General features: G+C 43.4%; 23 protein-coding genes. 9 read left to right on the top strand and 14 right to left on the bottom strand.

Features of this window, described 5'->3' with window-relative positions; translation table 11 throughout:
* Positions 1–51: 51 nt before the first annotated feature.
* The 4 genes from IEX80_RS20510 (at position 52) to IEX80_RS20495 (ending at position 8,147) form a co-directional block, all read left to right on the top strand.
* Positions 52–1,086 (top strand): aldose epimerase family protein, encoded by a 1,035-nt coding sequence (locus tag IEX80_RS20510; protein ID WP_188833977.1) that lies wholly within the window; start codon positions 52–54, stop codon positions 1,084–1,086.
* Positions 1,087–1,179: 93 nt separating this feature from the next.
* Complete coding sequence (locus IEX80_RS20505) at positions 1,180–2,565, top strand: sugar porter family MFS transporter (RefSeq protein ID WP_262892461.1); 1,386 nt, start codon at positions 1,180–1,182, stop codon at positions 2,563–2,565.
* Between the two features lie 14 nt (positions 2,566–2,579).
* Positions 2,580–5,918: a DUF5107 domain-containing protein gene (locus IEX80_RS20500; protein WP_188833975.1), complete on the top strand. Its 3,339-nt coding sequence runs from the start codon at positions 2,580–2,582 to the stop codon at positions 5,916–5,918.
* A 15-nt stretch (positions 5,919–5,933) separates the two neighbouring features.
* On the top strand, positions 5,934–8,147 hold the full coding sequence (locus tag IEX80_RS20495; RefSeq protein WP_229701692.1) for an alpha-galactosidase: 2,214 nt from the start codon (positions 5,934–5,936) through the stop codon (positions 8,145–8,147).
* Between the two features lie 239 nt (positions 8,148–8,386).
* Here the strand turns inward: IEX80_RS20495 and IEX80_RS20490 are convergent, their stop codons facing one another.
* Positions 8,387–9,385 (bottom strand): hypothetical protein, encoded by a 999-nt coding sequence (locus IEX80_RS20490; protein WP_188833974.1) that lies wholly within the window; start codon positions 9,383–9,385, stop codon positions 8,387–8,389.
* A gap of 298 nt (positions 9,386–9,683) precedes the next feature.
* On the opposite strand from IEX80_RS20490, the gene IEX80_RS20485 reads away from it, so the two are divergent.
* Complete coding sequence (locus tag IEX80_RS20485; protein ID WP_176622425.1) at positions 9,684–10,472, top strand: helix-turn-helix domain-containing protein; 789 nt, start codon at positions 9,684–9,686, stop codon at positions 10,470–10,472.
* Between the two features lie 19 nt (positions 10,473–10,491).
* Here the strand turns inward: IEX80_RS20485 and IEX80_RS20480 are convergent, their stop codons facing one another.
* Positions 10,492–10,986, bottom strand: a complete 495-nt coding sequence (locus tag IEX80_RS20480; RefSeq protein ID WP_188833973.1) for a DUF6265 family protein — start codon at positions 10,984–10,986, stop codon at positions 10,492–10,494.
* Between the two features lie 212 nt (positions 10,987–11,198).
* On the opposite strand from IEX80_RS20480, the gene IEX80_RS20475 reads away from it, so the two are divergent.
* The gene (locus IEX80_RS20475) at positions 11,199–11,627 is read left to right on the top strand and encodes a pentapeptide repeat-containing protein (RefSeq protein WP_176622429.1); all 429 of its coding nucleotides are present in this window, start codon (positions 11,199–11,201) and stop codon (positions 11,625–11,627) included.
* 176 nt (positions 11,628–11,803) lie between these two features.
* Here the strand turns inward: IEX80_RS20475 and IEX80_RS20470 are convergent, their stop codons facing one another.
* A complete protein-coding gene (locus tag IEX80_RS20470) occupies positions 11,804–13,681 on the bottom strand; it encodes a M1 family metallopeptidase (protein WP_188833972.1) in 1,878 nt (625 codons plus the stop codon).
* A 146-nt stretch (positions 13,682–13,827) separates the two neighbouring features.
* On the opposite strand from IEX80_RS20470, the gene IEX80_RS20465 reads away from it, so the two are divergent.
* The gene (locus tag IEX80_RS20465) at positions 13,828–14,064 is read left to right on the top strand and encodes a hypothetical protein (protein WP_091176012.1); all 237 of its coding nucleotides are present in this window, start codon (positions 13,828–13,830) and stop codon (positions 14,062–14,064) included.
* Positions 14,065–14,288: 224 nt separating this feature from the next.
* Here IEX80_RS20465 and IEX80_RS20460 read toward each other — a convergent pair whose 3' ends face one another.
* The 9 genes from IEX80_RS20460 to IEX80_RS20420 form a co-directional block, all read right to left on the bottom strand.
* Positions 14,289–14,738 (bottom strand): MarR family winged helix-turn-helix transcriptional regulator, encoded by a 450-nt coding sequence (locus IEX80_RS20460; protein WP_091175216.1) that lies wholly within the window; start codon positions 14,736–14,738, stop codon positions 14,289–14,291.
* A gap of 57 nt (positions 14,739–14,795) precedes the next feature.
* A complete protein-coding gene (locus IEX80_RS20455; protein ID WP_188833971.1) occupies positions 14,796–14,972 on the bottom strand; it encodes a C1orf53 family protein in 177 nt (58 codons plus the stop codon).
* Positions 14,972–15,910 (bottom strand): MBL fold metallo-hydrolase, encoded by a 939-nt coding sequence (locus IEX80_RS20450; RefSeq protein WP_188833970.1) that lies wholly within the window; start codon positions 15,908–15,910, stop codon positions 14,972–14,974. Before IEX80_RS20450 ends, IEX80_RS20455 begins: the two co-directional genes overlap by 1 nt.
* Positions 15,910–16,506, bottom strand: a complete 597-nt coding sequence (gene coaE, locus IEX80_RS20445) for a dephospho-CoA kinase (RefSeq protein WP_188833969.1) — start codon at positions 16,504–16,506, stop codon at positions 15,910–15,912. The genes IEX80_RS20450 and coaE overlap by 1 nt, the downstream gene beginning before the upstream one ends.
* A complete protein-coding gene (locus IEX80_RS20440) occupies positions 16,506–17,456 on the bottom strand; it encodes a CdaR family protein (protein WP_176628505.1) in 951 nt (316 codons plus the stop codon). The genes coaE and IEX80_RS20440 overlap by 1 nt, the downstream gene beginning before the upstream one ends.
* Before the next feature lie 163 nt (positions 17,457–17,619).
* A complete protein-coding gene (gene yajC, locus IEX80_RS20435; protein WP_112657676.1) occupies positions 17,620–17,949 on the bottom strand; it encodes a preprotein translocase subunit YajC in 330 nt (109 codons plus the stop codon).
* 16 nt (positions 17,950–17,965) lie between these two features.
* Complete coding sequence (locus IEX80_RS20430) at positions 17,966–18,406, bottom strand: DUF1573 domain-containing protein (RefSeq protein ID WP_091175205.1); 441 nt, start codon at positions 18,404–18,406, stop codon at positions 17,966–17,968.
* Between the two features lie 9 nt (positions 18,407–18,415).
* A complete protein-coding gene (gene nusB / locus IEX80_RS20425) occupies positions 18,416–19,363 on the bottom strand; it encodes a transcription antitermination factor NusB (RefSeq protein WP_090528044.1) in 948 nt (315 codons plus the stop codon).
* 57 nt (positions 19,364–19,420) lie between these two features.
* On the bottom strand, positions 19,421–20,506 hold the full coding sequence (locus IEX80_RS20420; protein WP_090528040.1) for a Glu/Leu/Phe/Val family dehydrogenase: 1,086 nt from the start codon (positions 20,504–20,506) through the stop codon (positions 19,421–19,423).
* Positions 20,507–20,711: 205 nt separating this feature from the next.
* On the opposite strand from IEX80_RS20420, the gene IEX80_RS20415 reads away from it, so the two are divergent.
* On the top strand, positions 20,712–21,209 hold the full coding sequence (locus IEX80_RS20415; protein WP_090528037.1) for an Xre family toxin-antitoxin system antitoxin: 498 nt from the start codon (positions 20,712–20,714) through the stop codon (positions 21,207–21,209).
* Positions 21,206–21,667 (top strand): RES family NAD+ phosphorylase, encoded by a 462-nt coding sequence (locus IEX80_RS20410; RefSeq protein WP_188833968.1) that lies wholly within the window; start codon positions 21,206–21,208, stop codon positions 21,665–21,667. Before IEX80_RS20415 ends, IEX80_RS20410 begins: the two co-directional genes overlap by 4 nt.
* Positions 21,668–21,868: 201 nt before the next feature.
* Here IEX80_RS20410 and IEX80_RS20405 read toward each other — a convergent pair whose 3' ends face one another.
* Both IEX80_RS20405 and IEX80_RS20400 read right to left on the bottom strand, forming a co-directional pair.
* Positions 21,869–22,504 carry a hypothetical protein gene (locus tag IEX80_RS20405; protein ID WP_188833967.1) on the bottom strand — a complete coding sequence of 212 codons (636 nt, stop codon included), beginning with the start codon at positions 22,502–22,504 and terminating at the stop codon, positions 21,869–21,871.
* A gap of 234 nt (positions 22,505–22,738) precedes the next feature.
* On the bottom strand, positions 22,739–24,211 hold the full coding sequence (locus tag IEX80_RS20400; protein WP_188833966.1) for a SusD/RagB family nutrient-binding outer membrane lipoprotein: 1,473 nt from the start codon (positions 24,209–24,211) through the stop codon (positions 22,739–22,741).
* Positions 24,212–24,226 lie beyond the last annotated feature (15 nt).

Genomic DNA, 24,226 nt, shown 5'->3' with positions numbered 1-24,226 from the left:
CTGTTTAATGAAGCTGATAACTTATGAACAAACAATTTAAATATCTGAACGATGGCTGTTAACACCACAACCCGTTTATGGGGGCAGCATAACGGTCATAACGTTTATCTTTTCAAAATTGAAAACCAGAAGGGGGCCTATGTTGAACTTACCAATTACGGCGCGGCCATTGTATCAGTTGTGGTGCCCGACAGGCTGCAGCACTTTGAAAACGTGGTGGTTGGTTTTCCTGACCTGAACGGGTATTTAACCGATAGCTGCTACATCGGCTCAACCATAGGCCGGTACGCCAACCGTATCAGCAGGGTAAAATTTCAGCTCGAAGGCGAAACTTTTCACCTGGATGCCAATGAAGGTAAAAATTCCAACCATGCCGGTAAAAGCGGTTTTAACTATAGGGTGTTTACTGCCGAAGCTTTTGATAATGGCGTAATGATGACCCTGACCAGCCCTGATGGCGATGGGGGTTATCCCGGTAAGTTGGAGCTTATGGTTATCTATACCTGGAGCAATGATAATGAGTTGCTGATCAATTATAAAGCTACTACCGACAAAGCTACGATAGCAAATTTTACCAATCACGCTTACTTTAATTTATCGGCATTTAAAAGTAAGATCTATAACCACAAGCTTACCCTGCTATCGGATAGTATTGTGGATTTGCACGAAGATTATACGCCGAGCGGGGCAATTATACCAGCCGGGCAAAAGGCTTTCAATAATAACAAGCTGGGCGATAAATTTAATATAGATGAAAACCGTGTTGAGGGCCTTAACCTGTTTTACATTATCAACACTGGAGCCAGGGAGAACGGCTTAACTTATGCCGCTCTTTTAACCGACGAAGCATCGGGCCGTGCCCTTAAAGTTTATACGGATTATCCCGGCGTGTTCCTGTACACCGGTGATTATTTGAGCAGCACTACGCCTATACATACTGGCCAGGGGGCGAAACCTTTTGATGCGTTGTGCCTGGAGTGTCAGCATTATCCGGATAGCATCAATCATCCTGATTTTCCGCAGGCTATATTGCGGGCAGGCGATGTATATAACCAAAGCATTTTATACAAGTTTGGCACCATATAAAGCTAACAGCAAAAGGCTGCAAGCTGAAGCGGAGATTTTAAGGTGAGTAATACACCTGTGAAATTAATAACAGAAGTTAATTAAAGTAAATTTATACAGAGAGAAGAAACTAACCAGTATCAAATGACCATCGATTTTAAAAAAGAAGTAAAATTTAACAGCGGCTATATTATAGGGATCTCCTTTATATCGGCACTGGGCGGTTACCTGTTCGGCTTTGATTTTGCCGTAATATCGGGTGCGCTGCCGTTCCTCCGCAAGGAGTTTGCGCTTGACCCTGTTTGGGAGGGCTTCCTTACCGGTTCCCTGGCGCTGGGCTGTATCGTGGGCTGTATCATAGCCGGCCGCATTGCCGAAAAATACGGCCGTAAACCCGGTCTCATGGTTGCGGCGTTTATTTTCGCGGTATCGTCACTGGGTATTGCCTTTTCAACCGGGCTCACTTATTTTATCATTCTGCGTTTTGCAGCGGGCATAGGGGTAGGGATGGCATCAATGCTTTGCCCCATGTACATTGCCGAAATTTCCCCGGCACAGGTTCGGGGGCGTAATGTAGCTATCAACCAGCTTACCGTGGTATTGGGCATCCTGATCACCAACCTGTGTAACTATTTTTTGGCCGACAGCGGCGATAATGCCTGGCGTTGGATGTTTGGTTTGGGCACGGTACCTGCCGCGGTATTTTTATTAGGGGTTATAGCCCTGCCCGAAAGCCCCAGGTGGCTGATCAAGGCCGGTCGGCACGCCGATGCCGAAAAGGTGCTTTACAAAATAGGCTCCGAAGGTTTTGTGACTTCAACACAGCAGGCCATTGAAAAATCGCTTAGCGGCGTAAAAAAGCAATCGTACCGCGCCGTATTTGAAAAAAGCGTACGCCCCGCCGTATTGATAGGTATTACACTGGCTGTGTTTCAACAGTTTTGTGGCATCAATGTGGTGTTTAACTATACTTCAACCATTTTTGCCTCGGTGGGTTCAAGCTTAAACCAGCAATTGTTTGAAACTGTATCCATTGGTATAGTTAACCTGGTTTTTACCTTGCTGGCCATGTGGCAGGTTGATAAGCTCGGCCGTAAGCCATTGATGCTCATTGGTTCATTGGGCTTATCCATATTTTATATTGTATTGGCTTACCTGCTGCAAAATCACTTAGCGGCCGGGCTGGTATCCATATTTGTATTGCTGGCCATCAGCACTTACGCGCTTTCACTTGCGCCTATAACCTGGGTACTTATTTCAGAGATCTTCCCTAATAAGATCCGTGGCGCTGCATCAACAGTGGCCATTGTATCGTTATGGGCTGCCTATTTTATATTGGTGTTCACCTTTCCTATACTGGCTAAGGTGCTGGGCACTTACGGGCCATTTTATATGTACGCGGTGATCTGCTTTTTAGGCTTTTTGTTTGTGCTTAAAAAAGTGAGAGAAACCAAAGGCCAAACCCTTGAAGAGTTAGAAGAAAATTTAATAAGACATTAATAATCATAAGCCACATGAATAATTTGTATGTAAATGTTTGGGAAGAGAAGGTAGTTATCCCAACCTACGGTATAGGGAAGCCCGATAAAAACCCCATGTTTTTTGAAAAGCGCGTTTACCAGGGTAGCAGCGGCAAGGTGTACCCTAACCCGGTTATCGAAAAAATTTACGACGAAAAAGAAGATAAAGAATACGCAGGCCTTTACCTCGAGAATAAATACCTCAAAGTACTCATCCTGCCCGAGCTTGGCGGCCGTATCCAGATGGCTTATGACAAAATCAGGGGCCGTCATTTCATCTATTATAACCAGGTGATTAAGCCGGCACTGGTAGGGTTAACCGGCCCCTGGATTTCGGGCGGTATTGAATTTAACTGGCCACAGCACCATCGCCCAAGCACTTTTGAACCGGTTGATTATAAAATTGAAGAAAATGCCGATGGCAGCAAAACCGTTTGGGTTAATGAAGTGGAGCGCATGTTCCATACCAAAGGTATGGCCGGTTTTACGCTGCACCCGGATAAGGCTTACATCGAAATAAAAGCGAAGCTCTATAACCGCTCGGCCCTGCCGCAAACTTTTTTATGGTGGGCAAACCCGGCGGTGAAAGTTAATGACGATTACCAGTCGGTTTTTCCGCCGGATGTGAACGCGGTGTTTGACCATGGTAAGCGCGACGTATCAACATTCCCGATAGCTACGGGTACTTACTATAAAGTTGATTATTCGCCGGGTACAGATATCTCAAGGTATAAAAATATCCCGGTGCCAACGTCGTACATGGCTATCAACTCCAATTACGATTTTGTAGGCGGATATGAACATGACAGTCAGGCTGGTTTGCTGCACGTAGCCAATCATCATGTATCGCCAGGAAAAAAACAGTGGACCTGGGGCCACAGCGATTTCGGCCTGGCCTGGGACAGGAACCTAACCGACGAGGATGGCCCGTACATTGAGCTCATGACAGGTATGTTTACCGATAACCAACCCGATTTTACCTGGTTGATGCCGCACGAGGAAAAACATTTTACCCAATACTTTATGCCATACCGCGAGCTTGGCGTAGTAAAAAATGCTACCAAAGATATCCTGCTGGCACTTGATTATAAAGAGGGCAAACTACTATTGAAAGTTTACGTAACCGGCGAGCAAAACAACCTGAATATCAAACTGCTGCATGATGGCAAAGTATTATTGAGCGAAGAAGTTTGCATTGTACCAGAACAGGTGTATACCCGCGAGATAGCCGTTAAGGATATTAACGAGAATCTTTTGCTGCTTACCATACACTCGGCAGCGGGCAAAGAACTCATTAAATATGATGCGGCAAGCAATAAGCTTAATAATATCCCTGAAGCTGCCAGTCCGGCCCTGCTGCCTGCCGATGTAGAAAATAACGAGCAGTTGTTTTTAACGGGCCAGCACCTGGAGCAGTACCGTCATGCTACTTATAGCCCGGTTCCTTACTATGAGGAAGCCCTGCGCCGTGACCCGAAAGATATTCGCAATAATAATGCTTTAGGCTTGTGGTACCTGCGCCGCGGACAGTTTGCTAAAAGCGAGCCTTATTTCCGCAAGGCGGTTGAAACCATCACCCAGCGTAACCCTAATCCTTATGATAGCGAGTGTTATTACAATTTAGGTTTGGCGTTGAAATTCCTTGGCAAAAAAGAGGATGCATACAAAGCATTTTATAAAGCTACCTGGAGCAATGCATGGAAAGACAGCGGCTATTTTTCGGTAGCGCAGATAGACCTTGAAAACGGCGATTACGAACTGGCGCTTGATCACTCGCTGTCGTCATTAGATAGAAATGCCAATAACAGTAAAGCCTATGTTTTGCGCTCGGCGGCTTTCCGTAAGCTCGGGCGTTTTGAAGATGCTGTCGAGGTAGCTACAGCGGCAATAAAAAGGGATGCGTTTAACCTGGGCGCTCTGTTTGAGCTGGTTTATGCTTACAAAGCTTTGGGTGATGAAGAAAAAGGCACTGCCACCCTTAATGAACTCATTAAACTATCGCGCGGTTATTACCAAAACTACATTGAATACGCACTTGATTACGCCAATGCAGGTTTGTACCAGGAAGCTACCGATTTGTTGAATTATGCGGTGAACGGTGATGTTACCAGCCCGATGGTATATTATTACCTGGGCTACTTTGCTATCCAGATGGGTAATAAGGAACAGGCATCAGCACGCTTTAAGCTGGCCTCGGCTGCCGATTCGTACCTGTGCTTCCCCGATAGGCTGGAAGAGATCAGCGTACTGAAACTGGCCGCTGAGCTCGTGCCCAGCGATGCCAAAGCACCTTATTATTTAGGCAACCTGTTTTATGACAAACTGCAGTATGATGATGCCATCGCGACCTGGGAAACATCGGCACAACTGGATGACACTTTCCCAACCGTATTCAGGAATCTGGGTATAGCCTATTATAATAAACGTAATGACCCGGCAAAAGCTTTAATTTGTTTTGAAAAAGCCTTTGCGTTGGATAGAACAGATGCCCGTGTACTGATGGAACTTGACCAGCTTTACAAAAAGCTGAACTATTCTGCAGAAGCACGACTGAATTTTGTTGAAGCTAATCTGGAGACTGCCAAACTTCGTGATGATGTTTATTTAGAGCGTGCAACGCTGTATAACTTTTTAGGCGAGTACCAAACCGCGTTTGAACAGGTGATGCAAAGAACATTCCACCCATGGGAGGGCGGCGAAGGCAAAGCTTCGGGGCAATATGTTGCAGCTTTGGTTGAATTGGCCAAGCAAAACATCCGCGATGGCAAATACAATGAAGCCATTGAACAGTTAACACAGGCACAAACCTACCCACATAATTTAGGCGAGGGCAAACTATTTGGTACGCAGGAAAATGATATCTTTTACTGGCTGGGCCAGGCCCACGAAGGCCTGCAGCAAACGGAACAGGCAAAGGCTTATTTTGGGCAGGCAGCCATAGGTTTGGAAGACCCGACAGCGGCTGTTTTTTATAACGATCAGCAGCCCGATAAGATCCTTTATCAGGGTTTAGCTAAAAAATGTCTGGGTGACAGTACATCAGCAGAACGAATCTTCAAAAAACTGCTTAATTATGGTATCGGGCACATGGATGATAACGTAAAAATTGATTACTTTGCCGTCTCGCTGCCAAATTTGCTCATTTTTGAAGATGATCTGCAGGTAAGGAACCGCGTGCACTGCTATTTTTTACAGGGACTGGGATACCTCGGTTTACGTGATTTCGAGCAGGCACAAAAGGCCTTTACCGAGGTTCTGAAACTTGATGCCGGGCACTTTGGGGCGAGGATACATCAAAACATGATAAACCAAATTACCGAAGCGGCCGGTTAAACCCAAAAATCACACGTGAGAACTACTCAAAAAAAAACTTTACCACTGGGCCTGCTTTTCGCAGGCTCAATGCTGTTGGCCGGCAGGGCAGCAGCGCAGGATGTAACCATCCCTGTTGAAACACAGCACAACGCTATTGTATTACAAACCGATGCCGAAAAGCACCTGAACATGGTATACCTGGGGGCAAAACTTGCCAATACAGCCGAGTATGCAGGCATCTCAAAAATGTACAAACAAGCCGATGATTCGGGCGTACAAAACGATGCTTACACACCATCAGGCTCAGCCAGTCTGGGTGAGCCGGCTATTACAGTTACCCATGCCGATGGTAATAAATCATTAAACCTAACCTACGTAAACCATACGGTAAGCAAGATTGATGATGATATTTCATTACTGGTAGTTACCATGAAAGATCCTGCTTATGATTTTGAAGTAAAGCTATACTACAAAACCTATTTTAAAGAGGATGTTACCGAACAATGGTCGGTAATAAAGCATAACGAAAAGGGGATAGTGACACTTGATAAATATGCATCTGCCAATTTAAACCTGAAGGGTAATACTACCGGCGGTTTCTGGTTAAAACAATACCACGGCAACTGGGCTATGGAAATGCAGCCCGAAGAAGCCCGTTTAACCCATGGCATTAAAACTATCGACAGCAAATTGGGTACCCGTGCCAACCTGTATGAGCATTCGATGTTCGCCATATCAATGGATAAACCCGCTACCGAAGATGAAGGCAAAGTGCTTTACGGGGCTATGGAATGGTCGGGCAATTTCAGGATTGATTTTGAGCTGGATGTGGCCAATAACCTGAAAATTATTGCAGGGATCAACAATGCCGCTTCCGAATATCATTTAAAACCAGGTGTTGAATTTACTACGCCTGCTTTTCTGTATACTTACTCAGATCATGGTAAGGGCGACGCCAGCCGCAAGCTGCAAAGTTGGGCACGCCAATACAAAATTGTTGACGGTAACGGCTCAAGGCTTACGTTGCTCAATAACTGGGAATCAACCTATTTTGATTTTAACGAGAGCAAACTTGCCGGCCTGCTAAAAGATACCAAAAAGCTGGGCGTCGACTTGTTTTTGTTGGATGACGGTTGGTTTGGCAACAGCCACCCGCGTAACGGCGATAATGCAGGTTTGGGCGATTGGCAGGAAAATAAACAAAAGCTTCCAAATGGCATCAGTTCGTTGGTAAAAGAAGCGCAGGCCAATGGTGTAAAATTCGGCATCTGGATTGAACCGGAAATGGTTAATCCTGCCAGCGACCTGTACAAAGCCCATCCTGATTGGGTGATTAAACAGCCCAACCGTCCTGAAAAATACTTCCGTAACCAGTTGGTGCTTGATCTGGCTAACCCTAAAGTGCAGGATTTTGTATTTGGCGTGGTTGACGGTCTGTTCACCAAAAATCCTGATTTGGCTTATATCAAATGGGACTGTAACGCGGTAATCTATAACGCGTATTCAGCATACCTGAAAAAAGACCAGTCGCACATTTATGTTGATTATGTGAATGGTTTATACAATGTATTGAAACGCGTTCGTGCCAAATATCCTAAAGTGCCTCTGATGCTTTGCTCGGGCGGCGGCGGAAGGGTTGACTATGGTGCACTGCAATACTTTACAGAGTTTTGGCCAAGCGATAACACTGATCCGCTGGAACGTGTATTTATCCAGTGGGAGTATTCATTCTTCTACCCGGCAATCACCAGCTCAAACCACGTTACCGATTGGGGCAAACAACCCATCAAATTCCGTGTGGATGTAGCCATGATGGGTAAAATGGGCTTTGATATTGTTATTGGCAAACTAAGCGAAAACGATTTGAGTTTCTGTCAGTCGGCGTTGAAAAACTATGACGGCTTAAAAGATGTGATCTGGCACGGCGACCAGTACCGCTTAGCTTCGCCATGGGATAACGACGCGGCATCTATCATGTATGTAAGCGACGATAAATCAAAGGCAGTAATGTTTAACTACCTGGTGAATAACCGGTACGGCTCGGGCAGCAAAGTACCTGTACGCTTGAAAGGCCTCGAGCCTAATAAAAAATACCGTGTAAAAGAGATTAACCTTTATCCGGGCGCGGGTTCAGTTTTAGGCAAAGAGGATTTAACTTTTACCGGCGATTTCCTGATGAATGTGGGTATTAATCCCGGAAACAGCGCTTATCACACCAGTGTAGTGTTGGAGTTGGAGGCGATTTGATAAAATCGATTTGATATTATAAAGAAGCCCCGGAGCATTAATTGTTCCGGGGCTTCTTTTATTTAGGGGGGCTCAAAGATATGTCATCCATCGCTGCAGCAAGGCTTTGCCCGGTGCCCCCTTTTTTGTTTGTCATGTTGTTTCAACACCCCACTCGCTAAGCAATCGCGCTGAGCAAATCGGCTACTTGTCCTGTGGGGTGCCGAAACAAGGTCGGCATCACGAGGATTTATAGCCTGTTATCTCAACTTATCTGTAATATCAAAATGCTCAACCCTTGCGGCGCCCAGCGGCAGTTTGCTGCAGGCAGAGTAGAAAATATAATCCTTATCCTCAGTAATACCCGGTAGTAGTTTGTTAATAACCTTCCCGATCTGCATGTTCTCGCTTTTTACCGCGTTGGTATCGGCAATGTTTACTTTGGTTGTATAAAAAATTACCGGGAACCAGCCGTGGCTGTTTTTCTGATTGCCAATCCGGAATACCCGCGGTTCGCCTGCAACACCATCAATTACTACCGGGAAACGGTATTGTTTTACTGTTGCCTCGGCAGCATCCTGGAATAATTTGCCTGCATCGGTATCGTGTTCGTATTGCCAGTAGTCGTTAGGGGCGGTACATTGTAAAGCAAGCTCAAGGGTTAAACGGGCATCGGCAAAATGCTGTTTATTGTATTTCTTTTTTCCCAGCTCATAAAGCTCCGGTGCTGTTTTGCCATTAATTTTATAAGTATTTACATTTACCGAGGTTAGTTTCCAGCCATAATCGTATTTGGCATACAGGGCGGTAATCATTTCCTGGTTAGGCAGGTTTTTATCCTTTGGCAAAAAAAGCGCCATGTACATTTCATGGGTAATACCATTATAGATCATTTTATAACTGTTAATGCCTGCCGACGGATTGCCTATGGTATCTGTACTGCGATGTTTATTTACAATGTAATATTCATCGTAAATATCATAATCGGCAGTTTTAACAGCGTTGCCTACCAAGTCTATTTGCCTTAGATTTGACTTGTCGTCCAGCATCTCCCGCGATTCCATATTGCTGATATCATCACTGTTGCCGGTACGGAGGTCATGGAGCAGTTGTTCGTTAAGTTTGTGGAAATCGTCGCGTTTACCGCCGGGAATCCGGTCGTTTCGCCATGCTCCCGGCTGTTTAATACAGCTTTGTAATGATATAGCCAGTAAAGCGAAGGGAATGAGTTTAATTGTGTTTTGGTATAGGGTTTTCATATTATCCGTAATAATATGAAAAAACACTCAATTGTACTATCGCCACTGGTTTATGAATAATCAAGCTTTTGCATAACGGGATATAGCGGTTGGCTGTTTCACTTTAAGCAGATAAAATCCGGTTTGGAAAAGTTAACATTACTGACATTTTACTAAAGAATCCTGCCAGTTTATGTTAAATATTTATGGGTATCATAAAAAATGGTTTCTTTTGAATTTGCCTTTTCACAACCTGTGGCTATATTGCTTTTAATTACCAAATGTGTTGCGTTCCCTTACAAGAGGAACTGAAATTTATATGGAAAACTTCAATGAGATTTTTGATCTGGAATACTTCTTTCGCTTGTCGCCCGATTGGTTATGTGTTGCCGGGTTTGATGGTTACTTTAAAAAAATTAACCCGGCTGTTTCCAAAACTTTAGGTTATACCGAAAGCGAACTGTTTGCAAGGCCTATCGATTCATTTGTTTATCCCGAAGACAGAAGCATCACCGCAAGTAAACGTGAGAGTATAAAGAAAAACAATCCGTTGTATAATTTTGAAAACAGGTATGTAACCAAAAGCGGAGAAATAGTATGGCTTTCATGGATCTCGATGCCGGTACAAAAACAGCAGCTGGTTTTTGCTATTGCCAGGAATATTACCGACAAAAAGAAACTGGAAGAATTTAGCAAAGTATCACTCGTATCGGTAAAAAATAACGAAATTGAAAGAGGGGCGGAGTTAAATACACATAATCTAAAGCCAATCAGTGAACTTTCTATTGCCGATCAGCTTTGGCTTTATGAGCTTGAAACGCTGGTAAGAAAATATATTGGAAAAGTTGATTTGATCATTGTATTGTTAAGTAATGAAATGGGTTTAAGTGAAAGACAACTGCACCGGCGCATAAAAAACACTACGGGTATTACGCCAAATAATTATATCCGGCGAATCCGTTTACTGATGTCGATGGAGGCAATCAATAGTGGTAAATACCGTACCGTGGCCGAAATATCGTATATAGCAGGGTTTGAAACCCCGGCTTATTTCCGGAAACTGTTTAAAGAATTTTATGGTCGTGATATAGCCGAATTTTTGCAATAGATATAAAGCCACTCCTCTCTTATTTGACCCTTTTCATTGGGAATTGTATTGCCTTTTGCCTGCCTTTCCTTGTCCCCGATATTTCGGCCACCAACGAGTCGTTAGTGATTTGGGTATAGGTTATTTTTTGCGGAAAATCATGTTCCGGATTTTCAAAAACGAGGTGTTTGTTGTTAGATGAGGTAAGCGTAAAAGTTACCGCTTTGCCGCCATTTTGATTTTTTACCGTTGGGATATAGTAAAGCTTGCCTATATGTTGCTCCAGTCGGATATGTTCGGATGATACCGTATCTGCACCAGTCAACGAATAGCTTCTGCCGATAAAGGTGCTGTCGTTAAGCTTTTTCCATGTTTCAATATCCACTGTTTTTGCCGATTGATTTTTCCAGCTGCCGATCAACCATTTAGCGTGTGAAATAGGATTGTATTTTTGTTGCGCATAAGATGAGGTATGAGCAAGTGTAATAAAGGCCACAACAAGCAGTAGTGATTGGATATAACGAAGCAGGATCATGGTATTTTGATAAAGTATTTGAATTTACGAAATTATATATCAGTATGTATTCAAATTTCAGGCAAAGGCACTAAGCCGCAAAGATTTTAACTTAGCGCATTTGCGACTTAGCGACAGCACAACCTTGTCGCAAATACACCCGTTATTTGTCGCGTGTATAACCTTGCTTTGGCGTTCATTTTCAGCATCTTTGAATAAATCAATAATGAATCATGGAAAACTCAACAGCTAACAGCCCCGAAGTTATTGTTATAAAAGAAACTCAAAAGATACTTGATGTTAAATGCGCTCTGCTTAATGGTTCAAGCTTTGAGCAAACGATGATGAACAATGCAAGCTTTAAGGATGTTTGTATAACCGGGCTTAAAATTGAAGATGCCAATTTGAGTGACCTGGAAATAAAATACGCCCAGCTTGGCGGTGCTTATATCCATGATATAGGTATGCCGCCCGAAGGTCATCCGGCTTATGATCCTGCTGCAAAACAACGCCCCCTTAAATTTGAGAACTGTGACCTGCAGGGCAGCACAATAACCGATTGCAACTTAAGTGGTGTTGATATTACCGATTGTGATATAGCCGGTATGAAAATCAATGGGATTGATGTGGATGAACTGATGAGGGCATATCAGCAGAGATAAGGGGGCCGTCAGTCTGAGCCTGTCGAAGACTCGTGCGCAGAGGCCCTACACACCATGCTTCGAGGACCTCAGCATGACACCCATTTTATGTTCCGTTAGGGCCTTTTGCAGAGATGGGAGATTAAGAAAAGAGACTTACGAAGTTTTTAAAACTTCGTAAGTCTCGGAAGGCAAGTTTAATTTGCACTCACCCACACATTGTCCTTTTTATTGCTATCGGGATCATAAGTGGTGCCCAATACTAATTTTTTTACTGCTTTTTTGGCGGCGAAATTAACTGTAGTTGTTTTATTGCCGGCCGCCCAAACAGCAATACTTTTATGTACCAGCTGGGTAGTGCCATTGGTATAATAAACGGTTAAATTTACGGGAATGGGTTTGCTGCCAACCCTGGTGATCGTGGCACTGTAATTTTGCCCGGCATTAGTTACTTTGCTTATCGCGAGATCGGTTATCCCACTATCAAAGAACCATGCTTTCCAAAACCAGTTGAGGTTTACGCCCGAACCGGTGTTCATACAATTAAAAAAATCGTAAGGCATGGGGTGTTTGCCGTGCCATTGTGCAATGTAGTAATGCAGTGCCTTGGTAAACAGCTCGTCGCCAAGCATATCTTTTACATATAAATAGCCCAGGCCTGGTTTGGGATAGCTGTCGGTAAAACCGGCAGGGCCTGTGAGCATTGGTGTAAGTGTCATTACCGGCACATCAACCTCGTGGCCGGCGCTTTGTTCAACTGCGGCAACACCATATGGGTCAACTATAGACGGATCAATCTCCGGACTTACCAGCCATTCGCCTATGGTTGCCCAGCCTTCATCCATCCAGCCGTATTTGGTTTCGTTAATGCCCATGTAAAACGGAAACATGGTATGAAAGATTTCATGATCGGTAAGCTCAATGGCATCGGCCTTATCTTCCAGCGGATTATCATTCACCATCATCGGGTACTCCATTTGGTCTAAACCATCAAAAACGGTTTCATGCTGGTATGGATACGGCCATTTCGGAAATTTGTAGCTCATCACTTCCACCGTTTTACGGGCGTAATCAACTACTGCATAGTAATCTTTATGTTTTTCGTTAAACACCGCATCAACACGGGTACGCCTGCCGGTTTTCGGATCAACCACCAGGCTCGATGCTTTCCACAAATAATGGTTGCTGGCAGCAAAAACAAAATCGGTAACGCTATCGGCCTCAAACTTCCAGGTGTTAGTTGGATTGTTTTTGGTGATGTTGCTCGCTTTAATATCATCTTCGGTAATAATATCAGTTACCTTATCACTTACGCCGGCATCAGCAATGCGTTTAACGATCCGGCTGTCATAAACGTCGCCGGCGTTTTTCAGATCGCCTGTAGCCCAAACTTTATAGTCGCCGGGTATGGTGATCTCTGCACTGAAATGGCAGAAATCGTTATAAAATTCCTGTGAGCCAACGTATGGATAATCGTTCCATCCATCAATATCGTCATAAACTGCTATACGCGGGAAGAAATAGGCAATGAAGAATGCACCGGTATCAACTTGACCGGTGCGGATATGTGAGCCCTTGTTTAATGTATAAGCATAGCTGATATCAAAATGTACTTTTTGCTTTGGAGCGATAGGGGAAACACGCTGCGTCATGTTTGTGCCGTTGATACGGCGGGTTTTAGCGCTGTCAGGCGTTTTATTATCAATGCTAAGGCTTTTGATGTGCACCCCATCGGTCAAGTCACCTGCCGAAACCTGCATTTGACGTGCCGAACCCTTTTTATATAAGTTGGGGTACAGTTTAAATTGTACCCGCTTTAACGTATCGGGGCTGTTGTTAACATAATCGATACCAACTGTCCCGCTTAACAAGCGGGTTTTAGGGTCGAAATTTACCTTTATCTTATAGTCGGCCGTGTTTTGCCAGTAATTTTTGCCGGGTGCCCCGGTTGTGGTGCGCGTTCCTTTGGTGTAGGTTTTTTGCAAGTTTACAGCTATGGGTAGGCTTTGCTGGGCCAATGCTGCAGTACCGCTCAATAATAAAGCAAAAGGCAATAATTTTTTAATACTGATCATTTATGCGGATATATATAAGTTATATTTGATGTAAATATAATAAACCGTTACAGAACCCGGTAAGCGATAATTTGTATCGCCGGTATGTTACAGGGCAAATCAACTCACGGTTTTGAGTAGTTTATCCATTTATATAAATAGTATCCATGACTGCCGAAAAAATGATCATTGTAACCGGTAAGCAATACCTTGAGCTAAAACAAAGTTTAGAAAGCGGCGAGGGGCTTACCTATAATATAGGTACTGATAAGCATCCCGAAATGGTTAAGATCACCAACATTTATATGGACACTGATCCCGACTTTACCCGCAACCCGCGCCAGTTTGCCCGGATGCACGAAGACCTGAACGTGCAAGTGAAACTGGAGTATGTAACGGAGTAGATAAAAAACAAACGAACCAGGGATTGGTTTTGTGTGTCAGGAGGTGAGGAGAAATCTTCTACGCCATGCTTCCCAACATGAATAGCCACTGGCAGGGTGTACAAGATTTCTCTTTCGCTCCGGCGTCCAGCTCCTCCCTGCTCTATCGAAATGACATTTTTTTGATTACTACAATCAACGCAATAAACCTTTCGCCTTTAGCCTTTTCCCTTTCACCTAAAAAGTCATCCCCGCATTTTGTCCAACAGATCGCTTAGGGTCGCGGCTTCATCTTCGGTGAGGTTATTGCTTAGGATCTCTTTTGTTTTAAACTCGGCGTCCATTTTTGAAAGTGTTGCAAGGCCTTCTTCGCTGATGCGGATATCTACGGCGCGCCTGTCTTTATTATTGGTGCAGCGTGATACCAGTCCTTTTTGAACAAGGCGGTCAACGATGCGCGATGCATCCGACATCTTGTCGATCATCCTTTCCTTCAATAAATTTATTGTAGCCGGTTTAGGATATTGGCCGCGCAGGATTCGCAGTATATTGAACTGCTGCTGGGTAATATTATGTTTTTCAAAATGACAACGAAAATAGTTAGCCAGCCAACCTTGCGTGTACGCCACGTTAATGGCTACTTTGTGGTAGTTGTCTTCAAAATTGGTACTTTGTATTTCGTCTTCTATTCGCATAGTAATAGTAATGAATGGGATGCAAATATGTTTAATTATTTTTAATTTAACATTGATTTATTTATCGCTATCGCTTGATTCAGTGTCATTTCCAAACAATTTTACCTTGCCATAACTCCAGGGGCAATGCAGGCACTTGTTTTTGCAGCAATAGCCCCGCTTTAAATGGTAGGCTTCGGTAAAAACAAAATTGCCGTCTTCGTTGATATAATAATCAATGCCTTCCTGCAACATCAGTTCAGAATTTTTACAAAGATATCATCTTTAAAATAAGCTTTCAGATGCTCGCCCTTACCGTGAAGTGTCCACACCTGTTTGGGTTTGGTGTTGGCGATGGTTTGCAGGATATCGTTCCAGTCCACATGGTCGGATATAAAGAGGGTATCCTGGTTGTTAACCTGCAGGTTTTTCCATCCCGATGCAAAAAGGCGTTTCACTCCCGTGGCCCTGATGTAGCTATCAAAAGTAAAGGGCGGCACAATGTAAACAAACTCATCCTGCACCTTCATCAATTTGCGCCCGTAAATTTGGTACTTGCCGGGATGGAAGCCCATCTTTTCATAAATGGCATTGATAGGCATTATTTTATGATGTACCAAGATCTTTTTTTGCGGTGCATGTTCGGTAATGAGGTTGATCAACCGCTGGCTTTTACCCAGCGCATATGCACCAAGTAAAATATTGCTTTTAATATCGTTGATCTTCCGGATCTCACTCACCGGGTCGGGATGGATAACAGCCGGATTGGCGAAGGTACTTTCGGTGATCAGCACATCGGTTGTCACCCATTCAATAGGTTCGCAGGTGGCATCGGGCTGTAGCTTATAGTCGCCGGTGTATAAATACCTTGCGCCTTCATACTCCATCAGTATTTGTGCCGAGCCAAGCATATGCCCCGCCGGGATCAGTGTTACCCTAACTCTGCCCACTTCAAATGGCTGGTTAAAGGCAGCTATGTTAAAAACTTTGGCAGCGGTGCGGTCATACCTTAACTGCATAATGTTTGCTGTGGCGCGGGTGCAGTAAACATTGTTGTTACCACTTATGGCATGATCGGCATGGGCATGGGATATTACAGCCGTTTTTACCGGCTGTTGCGGATCGATATAAAAGTCGCCGTATTTGCAGTACAGCCCTTTTTCGTCAAAAGAAACAAAATCGTCAAGTATCATTAATTGCTATCAAGCGATAAGTACAGTTCATGCAAGGCCAGTACCTGGGGTATAACCAGCTGTTTACCGTCGTTAATAATTACATCATTGGCCAGTTTCAGCTTTTCCTCCTGCGATAGCTGGCGGGCCTCGCGGCTTTCAACATCGGCCCGGCTAATGCCGTCGCGCTCTATAACGCGGGCAATGCGGACTTCAAGCGGAGCGGTGATCATGATGGCCCTGTCGCACATTTTGTATGAGCCGCTTTCAAATAAAATGGCCGCTTCGCGAATTACGTAGGGAGCATCCTTGTGCAGTTGGTCAAAACTATCAAAAGCCCTGAACACGGCAGGATGTACCAGGGCGTTAAGCTTTTCAAGTTCGGCTTTATTGTTAAAAACTATCCCCGATATATATTTGCGGTTCAGGCTGCCATCATCAAAATAAGCCTGCGGACCAAAAGTTTGTTTAATACCTTCAATAAGCAGCCCGTCGGCAACCATTACTTTTTTGGCTTCGTCATCGGCATAAAAAACAGGGATGCCAAGCAATTCAAATACCTGGGCTACGGTAGTTTTGCCGCTGCCTATGTTACCGGTTAAACCTATTTTAAGCATTATTTTTTTATGTAGAAGTCAATATTGGCAGGGGCAATCTTTACTATTTTACAAAAGGGGGGCATATGGATAAGTTTTACCGGCAGGGCCGTATAACCCTTATCGCGCCAAAGATTAAGATCGGCAACAGCCTCAAACAGGTCTTCATCAATATCAGCATACCGGCTTAACGACGTAGTAAAAGTTACTTTAATTTTTTGCGGAAATACTTTTACGGTGTAATAGTTGTTGTTATTGATCAACTTCACGGGGATCTCCAGCGTTTTCTCAGTAAATTCATCAACAGGAATGATGGCCTGTACCGAGCGCGGATAAACATTCAGGTTGCCTTCATTGCTGGGCTTTAAGTTAACCCTGGTATTAATGGTTTCATTAACATTACTGAATTTAAGCGAGTCTGTTTTCCACGAGGTGATTTGCTTTAGGCGTTCAATAGGGCCGCTCACGGTAACATAAGCAGGCCTCACCGTTATGTTACCTGATACGGCAAATTGCTTTTGATAGCTAACGCCCATGGTAAGCTGAACAGGCACCTTTTTGATAAGGCGGTTACTGAAATCAAAATAAAGCGTATCCGGGTCAATAGATGAAACGCGGTTAGCCGGATCTTTCCCCATATTCATCTGCTTAAGCTGCGTGCTGTCGATAACCACATAATTGCGGGTTTCGAGCGAGCGGAGGTCAACAGTTAGTGGCTTATTATCACTGTTGAGCCTGGAGAACAGCATTTGCCAGCCGGTACCCTGTATAGTAGCATCAACAGTATCGGGCTGCAGCGAATGAAAAGCCCGCCTTTGCGGCGCGTTTTTAAAGGTTAAAACTTTTTTAACCTTATACGGAAGCGGATCAGAAAGGGTAGTAAAAATCCAGGCAATGATAGCCAGCGACAAACAGGTAAAAAATACCGAGAGCCGCCTGCGTTCTGTTGCCGATAATTTTACTATTGCCATCTTTTAGGTTAAAGGCGAAAGGTTAAAGGTGAAAGGTCAAGCACTTTCATGCATTCCTTTTCCTTTAACCTTTCGTCATTGTTTATTTTATCTGAGTAAAAGTTTTCTGGTTTCGCGTTAAGGCTTCTACCTTTCGCCTTTAACCTTTATCCTTTCGCCTCAATTACGCTTTCTTTTCAACCGCAGGTGTATTCAGTGCTTTTGATGCATCAAGCGATATGGCCGATTTATCAAAACGGATCTTGCCGTTTTCAACCTCAACCAAAAATGTGGTTTCGTTTAAATCAACGATACGGCCGTGGATGCCGGCTGTAGTTATAACCCTGTCGCCTTTTTTAAGTTCTTCAACGTATTTTTTTTGATCTTTTTGCTTTTTAACCTGCGGGCGGATCATAAAGAAGTAAAACACCACGATAATCAGTACCATTGGTACTAATGAACCGTAGCTACCTAAGCCGCCGCTTGAAGCCTGTAATAAAATAGTAGCTATCATTTGTTTAAATTAATTGTTATTTTTTTAAAACCTCGCCAATTAAATGCACCATAGTTTCGGCAGGCTGGGTGTTTGCCGTAACGGTTATTTGTTTATCCTGTAAACCGCTTTTACCGGCACTGTTAAAAGTAACGCTGATCACGCCGCTTTCGCCGGGTTTAACCGGGGCTTTTGGCCAGGTAGGGGTAGTACAGCCACAGGTAGCACGCGCGTTGGTAATAATTAACGGCGATTTACCGGTATTGGTGAACTTGAAATCATACGATACCTTGTCGCCTTCTTTGATCTTGCCGAAATCGTGGCTTTCCTTTTCAAATTTAGCTACCGGCGCGTTAGCCGCGGTTGCGGCGCTATCGGCATTAGCTTTTGAAGCGTTATCGGCTGTGTTGCCGTTGCTGCTGTTGCAGGCCGATAATAACATGCCTGCTGCTACTAAGCTTAAAAATAGTTTTTTCATTTTTTAATATTATTCTATTAAGCCACGGCCTATCTTTTTGATTTTGTTTTCGGCTTTAAGCTCTATTAAAATCTTGTCCAAGATACCGTTTATAAATGAATTACTCTTAGGCGTGCTAAACTCTTTTGATATTTCAAGATACTCGTTTATAGTAACCTTAACCGGGATAGAATTAAAGTTAATAAACTCGGTTATAGCCATTTTCATTAACAGGGTATCCATCATGGCAATACGCTCGGGCTCCCAGTTTTGGGTTTTAGCGGCTATCAGCTCATGATAGGCCTCATTGTACCTGATGCTTTGCTGAAACAGGTTTACCACAAACTCACGGTCCTCAACCCAGTTGCCGGTAATTTCGGCAAGCTGGTTAAGCTTGTAATCATCGTTTGAAAAGTTTTTGAAAGTTTTGGCAATAAGCGCCTGGAGCACATCTTTATCAACAGGCCAAAAAATAAACCTGTCTTCAAAAACCTGCTCGGCTAATGACGATTTAAGGATAACCTTTTTGAAAATGAATTTGATGATATCCTTGTCTGTTTGCAGTGTATCGCCTGTTTTGGCAAGATACTCGGCATACTCGGGCGAGTTTTTAAGGATAATGAAAAGTGATTTTGCAAGTTCGGGCTCAAAGGTCCAGTCAACTTTGTACTTTTTCCAGGCTGTAATGTATTCCTTATTATCGTTCAGGCTCAGGATAAACCTGTTGGTGAGGATCTTTAGGTTTGCATTTAAGTCATCGGCGGTAGGGAGGTGTTTGTTGGCGCGTTCCTGCGCGTCATTCGCGGCAAAACTTACTACTTCATTAATTAATGATAGCATCCAGATATACATTTCGTAAACCTGGTCAATGCTGCTTAGCATGTTTTTCTCGAATAGCTTAACATCTTTCGTGTCTGATTGATGATACGCGTACAGTGCCTGTAATACCTTTACCCGGAGGTGCCTTCTGTTTAACATTTTTGTAAGAACGATTTGGTTTGCTTATGCAAACGGTTTATATAAAAATTAATTGTTTTAATAGGATGATTTTACTTTTCTGATGTCTTCAATGCGTTTTTCGGCTATTTTATTGGCCGCGCTAATGGTTGGAATGTTTTCGGCCTTTGACAGCTTTAACACATTGCGCGTAGCTTCGTAAATATTTTCTGTAAGCTGTAAGGTACGCTTTTTATTGAAATTCATCAACTCCGAATAACCGGTAATAATACCACCCGCGTTGATCACATAATCGGGCGCAAACAGCACACCTTTATCAAGCAGCATTTGCCCGTGTACGCTCTCGTCAAGTAATTGGTTATTGGCCGAACCTGCAATAATGCCGCATTTTAATTTGGCAATGGTTTGATCATTTACGGTACCGCCCATAGCGCAGGGGGCGTAAATATCCGCATCGATATCAAAAATATTATTATTTGATACCGGCTGCGCGCCATATTTTTTGGAGATCTGGCTTACGCGTTCCTCATTAATATCGCTGGCGTAAACTTTTACATTTTCGTCCCTAAGCAGGCGTACCAGGTTTTCGCCCACATGGCCAATACCCTGTACTATAACCGATTTACCTGTTAAGCTGTCGCTGCCATACATTTCCCTCACACAAGCTTTAATGCCCATCAAAACGCCCAGCGCTGTTATTGGCGAAGGGTCGCCGCTGCCGCCAATATTTTCAGGAGCGCCGGTAACATGGTTGGTTTCCATTTTGATGTACTCCATATCGCGGGGGTTGGTGCCTACGTCTTCAGCAGCGATAAATTCGCCGTTAAGGTTTTTGATAAACCGGCCAAATTTACGCAGTAAAGCTTCGTTTTTGTCCTGGCGCGAATCGCCGATGATCACCGAATAGCCGCCGCCAAGGTTAAGGCCGGCTATCGCTGCTTTATAGGTCATGCTTTTTGCTAATCGCAATACATCATTAAGGGCATCACCTTCGGTTTTATAGGCCCACATACGCACGCCGCCAAACGCAGGGCCAAGCGTTGTATTGTGGATTGCGATAATAGCTTTCAGATGGGTATCAGGATCGGTACAAAAAACAACTTTCTTATGCCCGAAAGCGTCAAGTTGGCTAAATATGGATTCCGGTGGATGTTGTTCAGGCATTAGTACTATAAGTAAATGTCTTTAAGCGCACAAAAGTAGAGGTTTTTTTTAATACTGGCAAAGATATTAAGTGAGGACCAGGTATGAAATGATTATTAAATAAGTATGAACGGCTGTTAGCGGGATATTTAAGTTTTATGATTACAGTAAGATTATAAAAACAAATTTTGAATTTGAGACATTTGTCTGTATATTGGTAGACATTATGGCAGAGGTAGCTAATCACCCGAGGAAAATAAATATAGCCGATCTTGAGATTGGATCGCCGGACGCATGGTATGTTTTTTCTTTTCTTTTCCCGGAAGATTATGTTAAAAGCAAGATGAAGTGCGGGGTGGATAGTAATGTAATTGATTGTATCAGAAGCGGGATACCAAGGCGGGCTATTGATAGCATTTTAGAAAAAACAAATGTTTCCAGGGCTCAGCTTTCTAATATACTTCATATCAGCACCAGGCAGCTTAATCGTTATGGGCAGGATGACCGCTTATCGCCCGAGCAATCAAACTTTCTTTATGAGTTTACGCGTGTTTATACCCGCGGGCTTGATATTTTAGGTGATGCAGCTACTGTTGATAAATGGCTGATGCGCCCCAATATGGCATTGGGAGATAAACAACCATTAGAACTGCTTGATACCAGTGAAGGTTTAAGGATGGTGAACGATCTGCTTTCGCAAATTGAATACGGGTTTTACTCATGATCCTTTATCGCATTACGAGGGAAAAATATGCACACGACCTGTCGGGCAGGGGAGGATTGTTGTCATCAGCCCGATGGCATGATCATATCCCGGTTATATACGCCTCTGTTAATTCATCAACAGCTATCCTGGAAGTATTGGTGCACCTGCAACCCGAAGAAATTCGTAACGACCTTGTGGTCATGAGTATTATAGTACCTGATACAACCCTTAGTGAAGAATTGGATATTGCTCAACTGCCTGCCGGCTGGAACAGTTATCCTGCGCCGATAATATTAAAAAGGATTGGTAATGCCTGGCTTACATCAAAAAGCGCGCTGCTGCTTTACATTCCAAGTGTGATAGATCCCCTTGCAAAAAATGTGCTGATAAACCCCATGCACACTGATGCCTCACGGCTGAAAATTGGTGATGTACAACCTTTTACTTTTGATAAACGATTGATTAAAAAGGATTGATAATTCCTTTGCCTGGCTTTGACATGAAGTTGGAGGCGACTACATGTGTTCCCTGCTTTTACTTGGAATTACATTTTGTTTCCCTAAGGGCAAGTAGCTTTTTTCCACTTGCTCGCCTCGTATGCATGTGCTATTAGGGAGAAAAAATAACTTCCATGCTCAAAAGCCTCCTACACAAGACTGTATTTTAATTTATTTCAACTAAGTAAGCTGTGAGATTTTATTTATAAACTCAGCTAAATGAACAGTATGATCAGGAGTGACCGGTTGGATTGTGCGTATAACTATGGCTGTGTTGATGATCTCTGCTACAAAATCGTTGTACATCATTTCAACAAGAATATTCCTGAAAGCTGAAGTCATGGCCGCTTTCGCTTTTTCATTATCGTTAGCAACAACATAAAAATGATCGTTGAAGATTCTGTCATCATTAAATTTAAGCTCAATAGGGTGAAATATTTCTAATACCCTATCTGTAAATGTTTCTCTTCTGATTAATACCCTTCCAAAATCTGATTTTAAATCTGCAAATGCCCATACCTGGTATTTATCATACCGGGTAACCTGCCCCCCTTTACCACCACGACCGCCCATGCTATTTTGATAGCTAAATTTAACAAAGTTCAGATAACAATTTGCCGAAGGGTGGTTGATGAGTAAAGTACCTCCTAATTTTGCGCCTGGAATGTTATTAAATATTTCAAACTTGTTGATGTGCTGTTCAGATTCATTCGGTAAGCCGATGCTAAATTTTCTTTTAAGCTCTTCGTAAGTATCTTCAAGTGATTGTACCTCGTCGGCATCAAGTGCGGTAGTATCAAATGGGAAATTTTTCAATTTTATAATTATTATTTGTGGACCTAAATTAAAAATAACTTATGGAAATAATTTCCCCGCTTGTTTCAACGTCATATACTTAATCTTAGTGTCGAAGACATTAAGTTATGTGTAAGTTGCATTGGCTGCATTGGCTGCATTGTCCAGCCAGTCAATTAGCCTCAGCTAATAAAACAAAAAAAGCCGCCCCGGTAAACACCGGAGGCGGCCTCTGCTAACCCAATTAATGCTGAATTATTTATCCCACCAAACGCGGGCTTTAGCATTAAAATTATTAGTGCCGCCGTAATTGGCTAAAGCCGCGGTTACGTTGGCATTATTTAAATTAAACTCTGATTGAGGATAAGGTATTTTGCGCGGGATAACACCGCTTGTACCTGGGGTTGGAGTTAACACAGGGTATCCGGTGCGCCTCCAGTTGGCCCACACCTCATCGGCATCAAAAACAAAACCAGCCACCCAAAACTCAGTGTTTATTTTGGCTATTTGTGCTTCTGAAGTTGCCGGTAACGGGTTTTTTGCCAGGTATGCGCTTATCTGGGCATCGGTAATAACCGGATTGCCCGATAATTTTGATAACGACTGCATGTGCGCCCTGATACCTGCCTGGTAATGATCATTGGCGCTGCCGGTAATATAGCCGCGTACAATAGCTTCTGCTGTTAAAAACTCAACCTCCGCATAGGCAAAATCAAAAAATGGGGTATCTTTTTGGCCAAATGCATCGTAATTAACCCGAGTGTTTGGTGCCGGGTCGCTGGCTTTAACGCTGTAGCCATTAAATTGAGTAGTATCAACCGGGGTGGCTTTTGTGCCGCCATTAGCAATAAATGTGTTGTAAACACCGCCATATACAAATAAACGCGGATCACCTGCAACCTTCATTTCGGTTACGAGGGTTTTATGCAGGAAGAAATCATTCTGACCGTCGTTAAGGGTAAAGTTAAACCCATTGGGGGCGGCGGCATTGTGTAATAAAACGGGCATATCGGCATTACTGCTCATTACACCATCGGCAATAGCTTCTTTGGCTAAAGTTGATGCCTGGGTTGGATCAACCTTAATTAAACGCATGCCTATCCTTAGCAGCATGGATGAAGCCAGCTTTTTCCACTGCGCTGCATTACCGCCATAAAACTGGTCGCCGCTTACTTTCTGATTTGCGTTATTTGACAAAATTGAAATAGACTCCCTAAGCTCCTTCACAAAATCGGTATAGATCTGTTGCTGAGGATCATACGCAGGGGTGAATACTTTATCGCTTAAAGCTTTACCAGCCTGGCTGTAAGGGATGTCGCCATAATAATCAGTTAATTTTTGATAAACAAATACCCTCCATATCCTGGCGGCAGCATAAGTTGACTGCAAATCGGTACGGGCTTTTAATACTGGTACTACGTACTCAAGATCATTTAGCGCCGGCCGGTAAAAGTTGTTCCAGTAACGTTGCGATACATCATCAGTTGCAACATACGCGTTGCCTGGCCAGTCATTAGCATAACCGTACTGCATAAAAGCGTGGCAATAAGCCGTACGCGGAAACATATCCACAGTTGATGTATTAACCATCGCGTCAGAAAGCAAGGCTCCCGGATCAATAGTAGTTATGGCATCGGGGTTTAAGTTGTATTTCGGGAAGTTTTTTGTGCAACCCGAAAGCGCAGCTGTTACAACAAAGAATAATATGCTTTTTAATGAGTTTTTCATGATTTTCTCCTTTCT

Origin of the sequence: Mucilaginibacter rubeus (genome assembly GCF_014643835.1) — a bacterium.
Taxonomy (GTDB): domain Bacteria; phylum Bacteroidota; class Bacteroidia; order Sphingobacteriales; family Sphingobacteriaceae; genus Mucilaginibacter; species Mucilaginibacter rubeus.
Note: the sequence above shows the minus strand (reverse complement) of the source record. Positions and strands in the feature narration are given on the sequence as shown.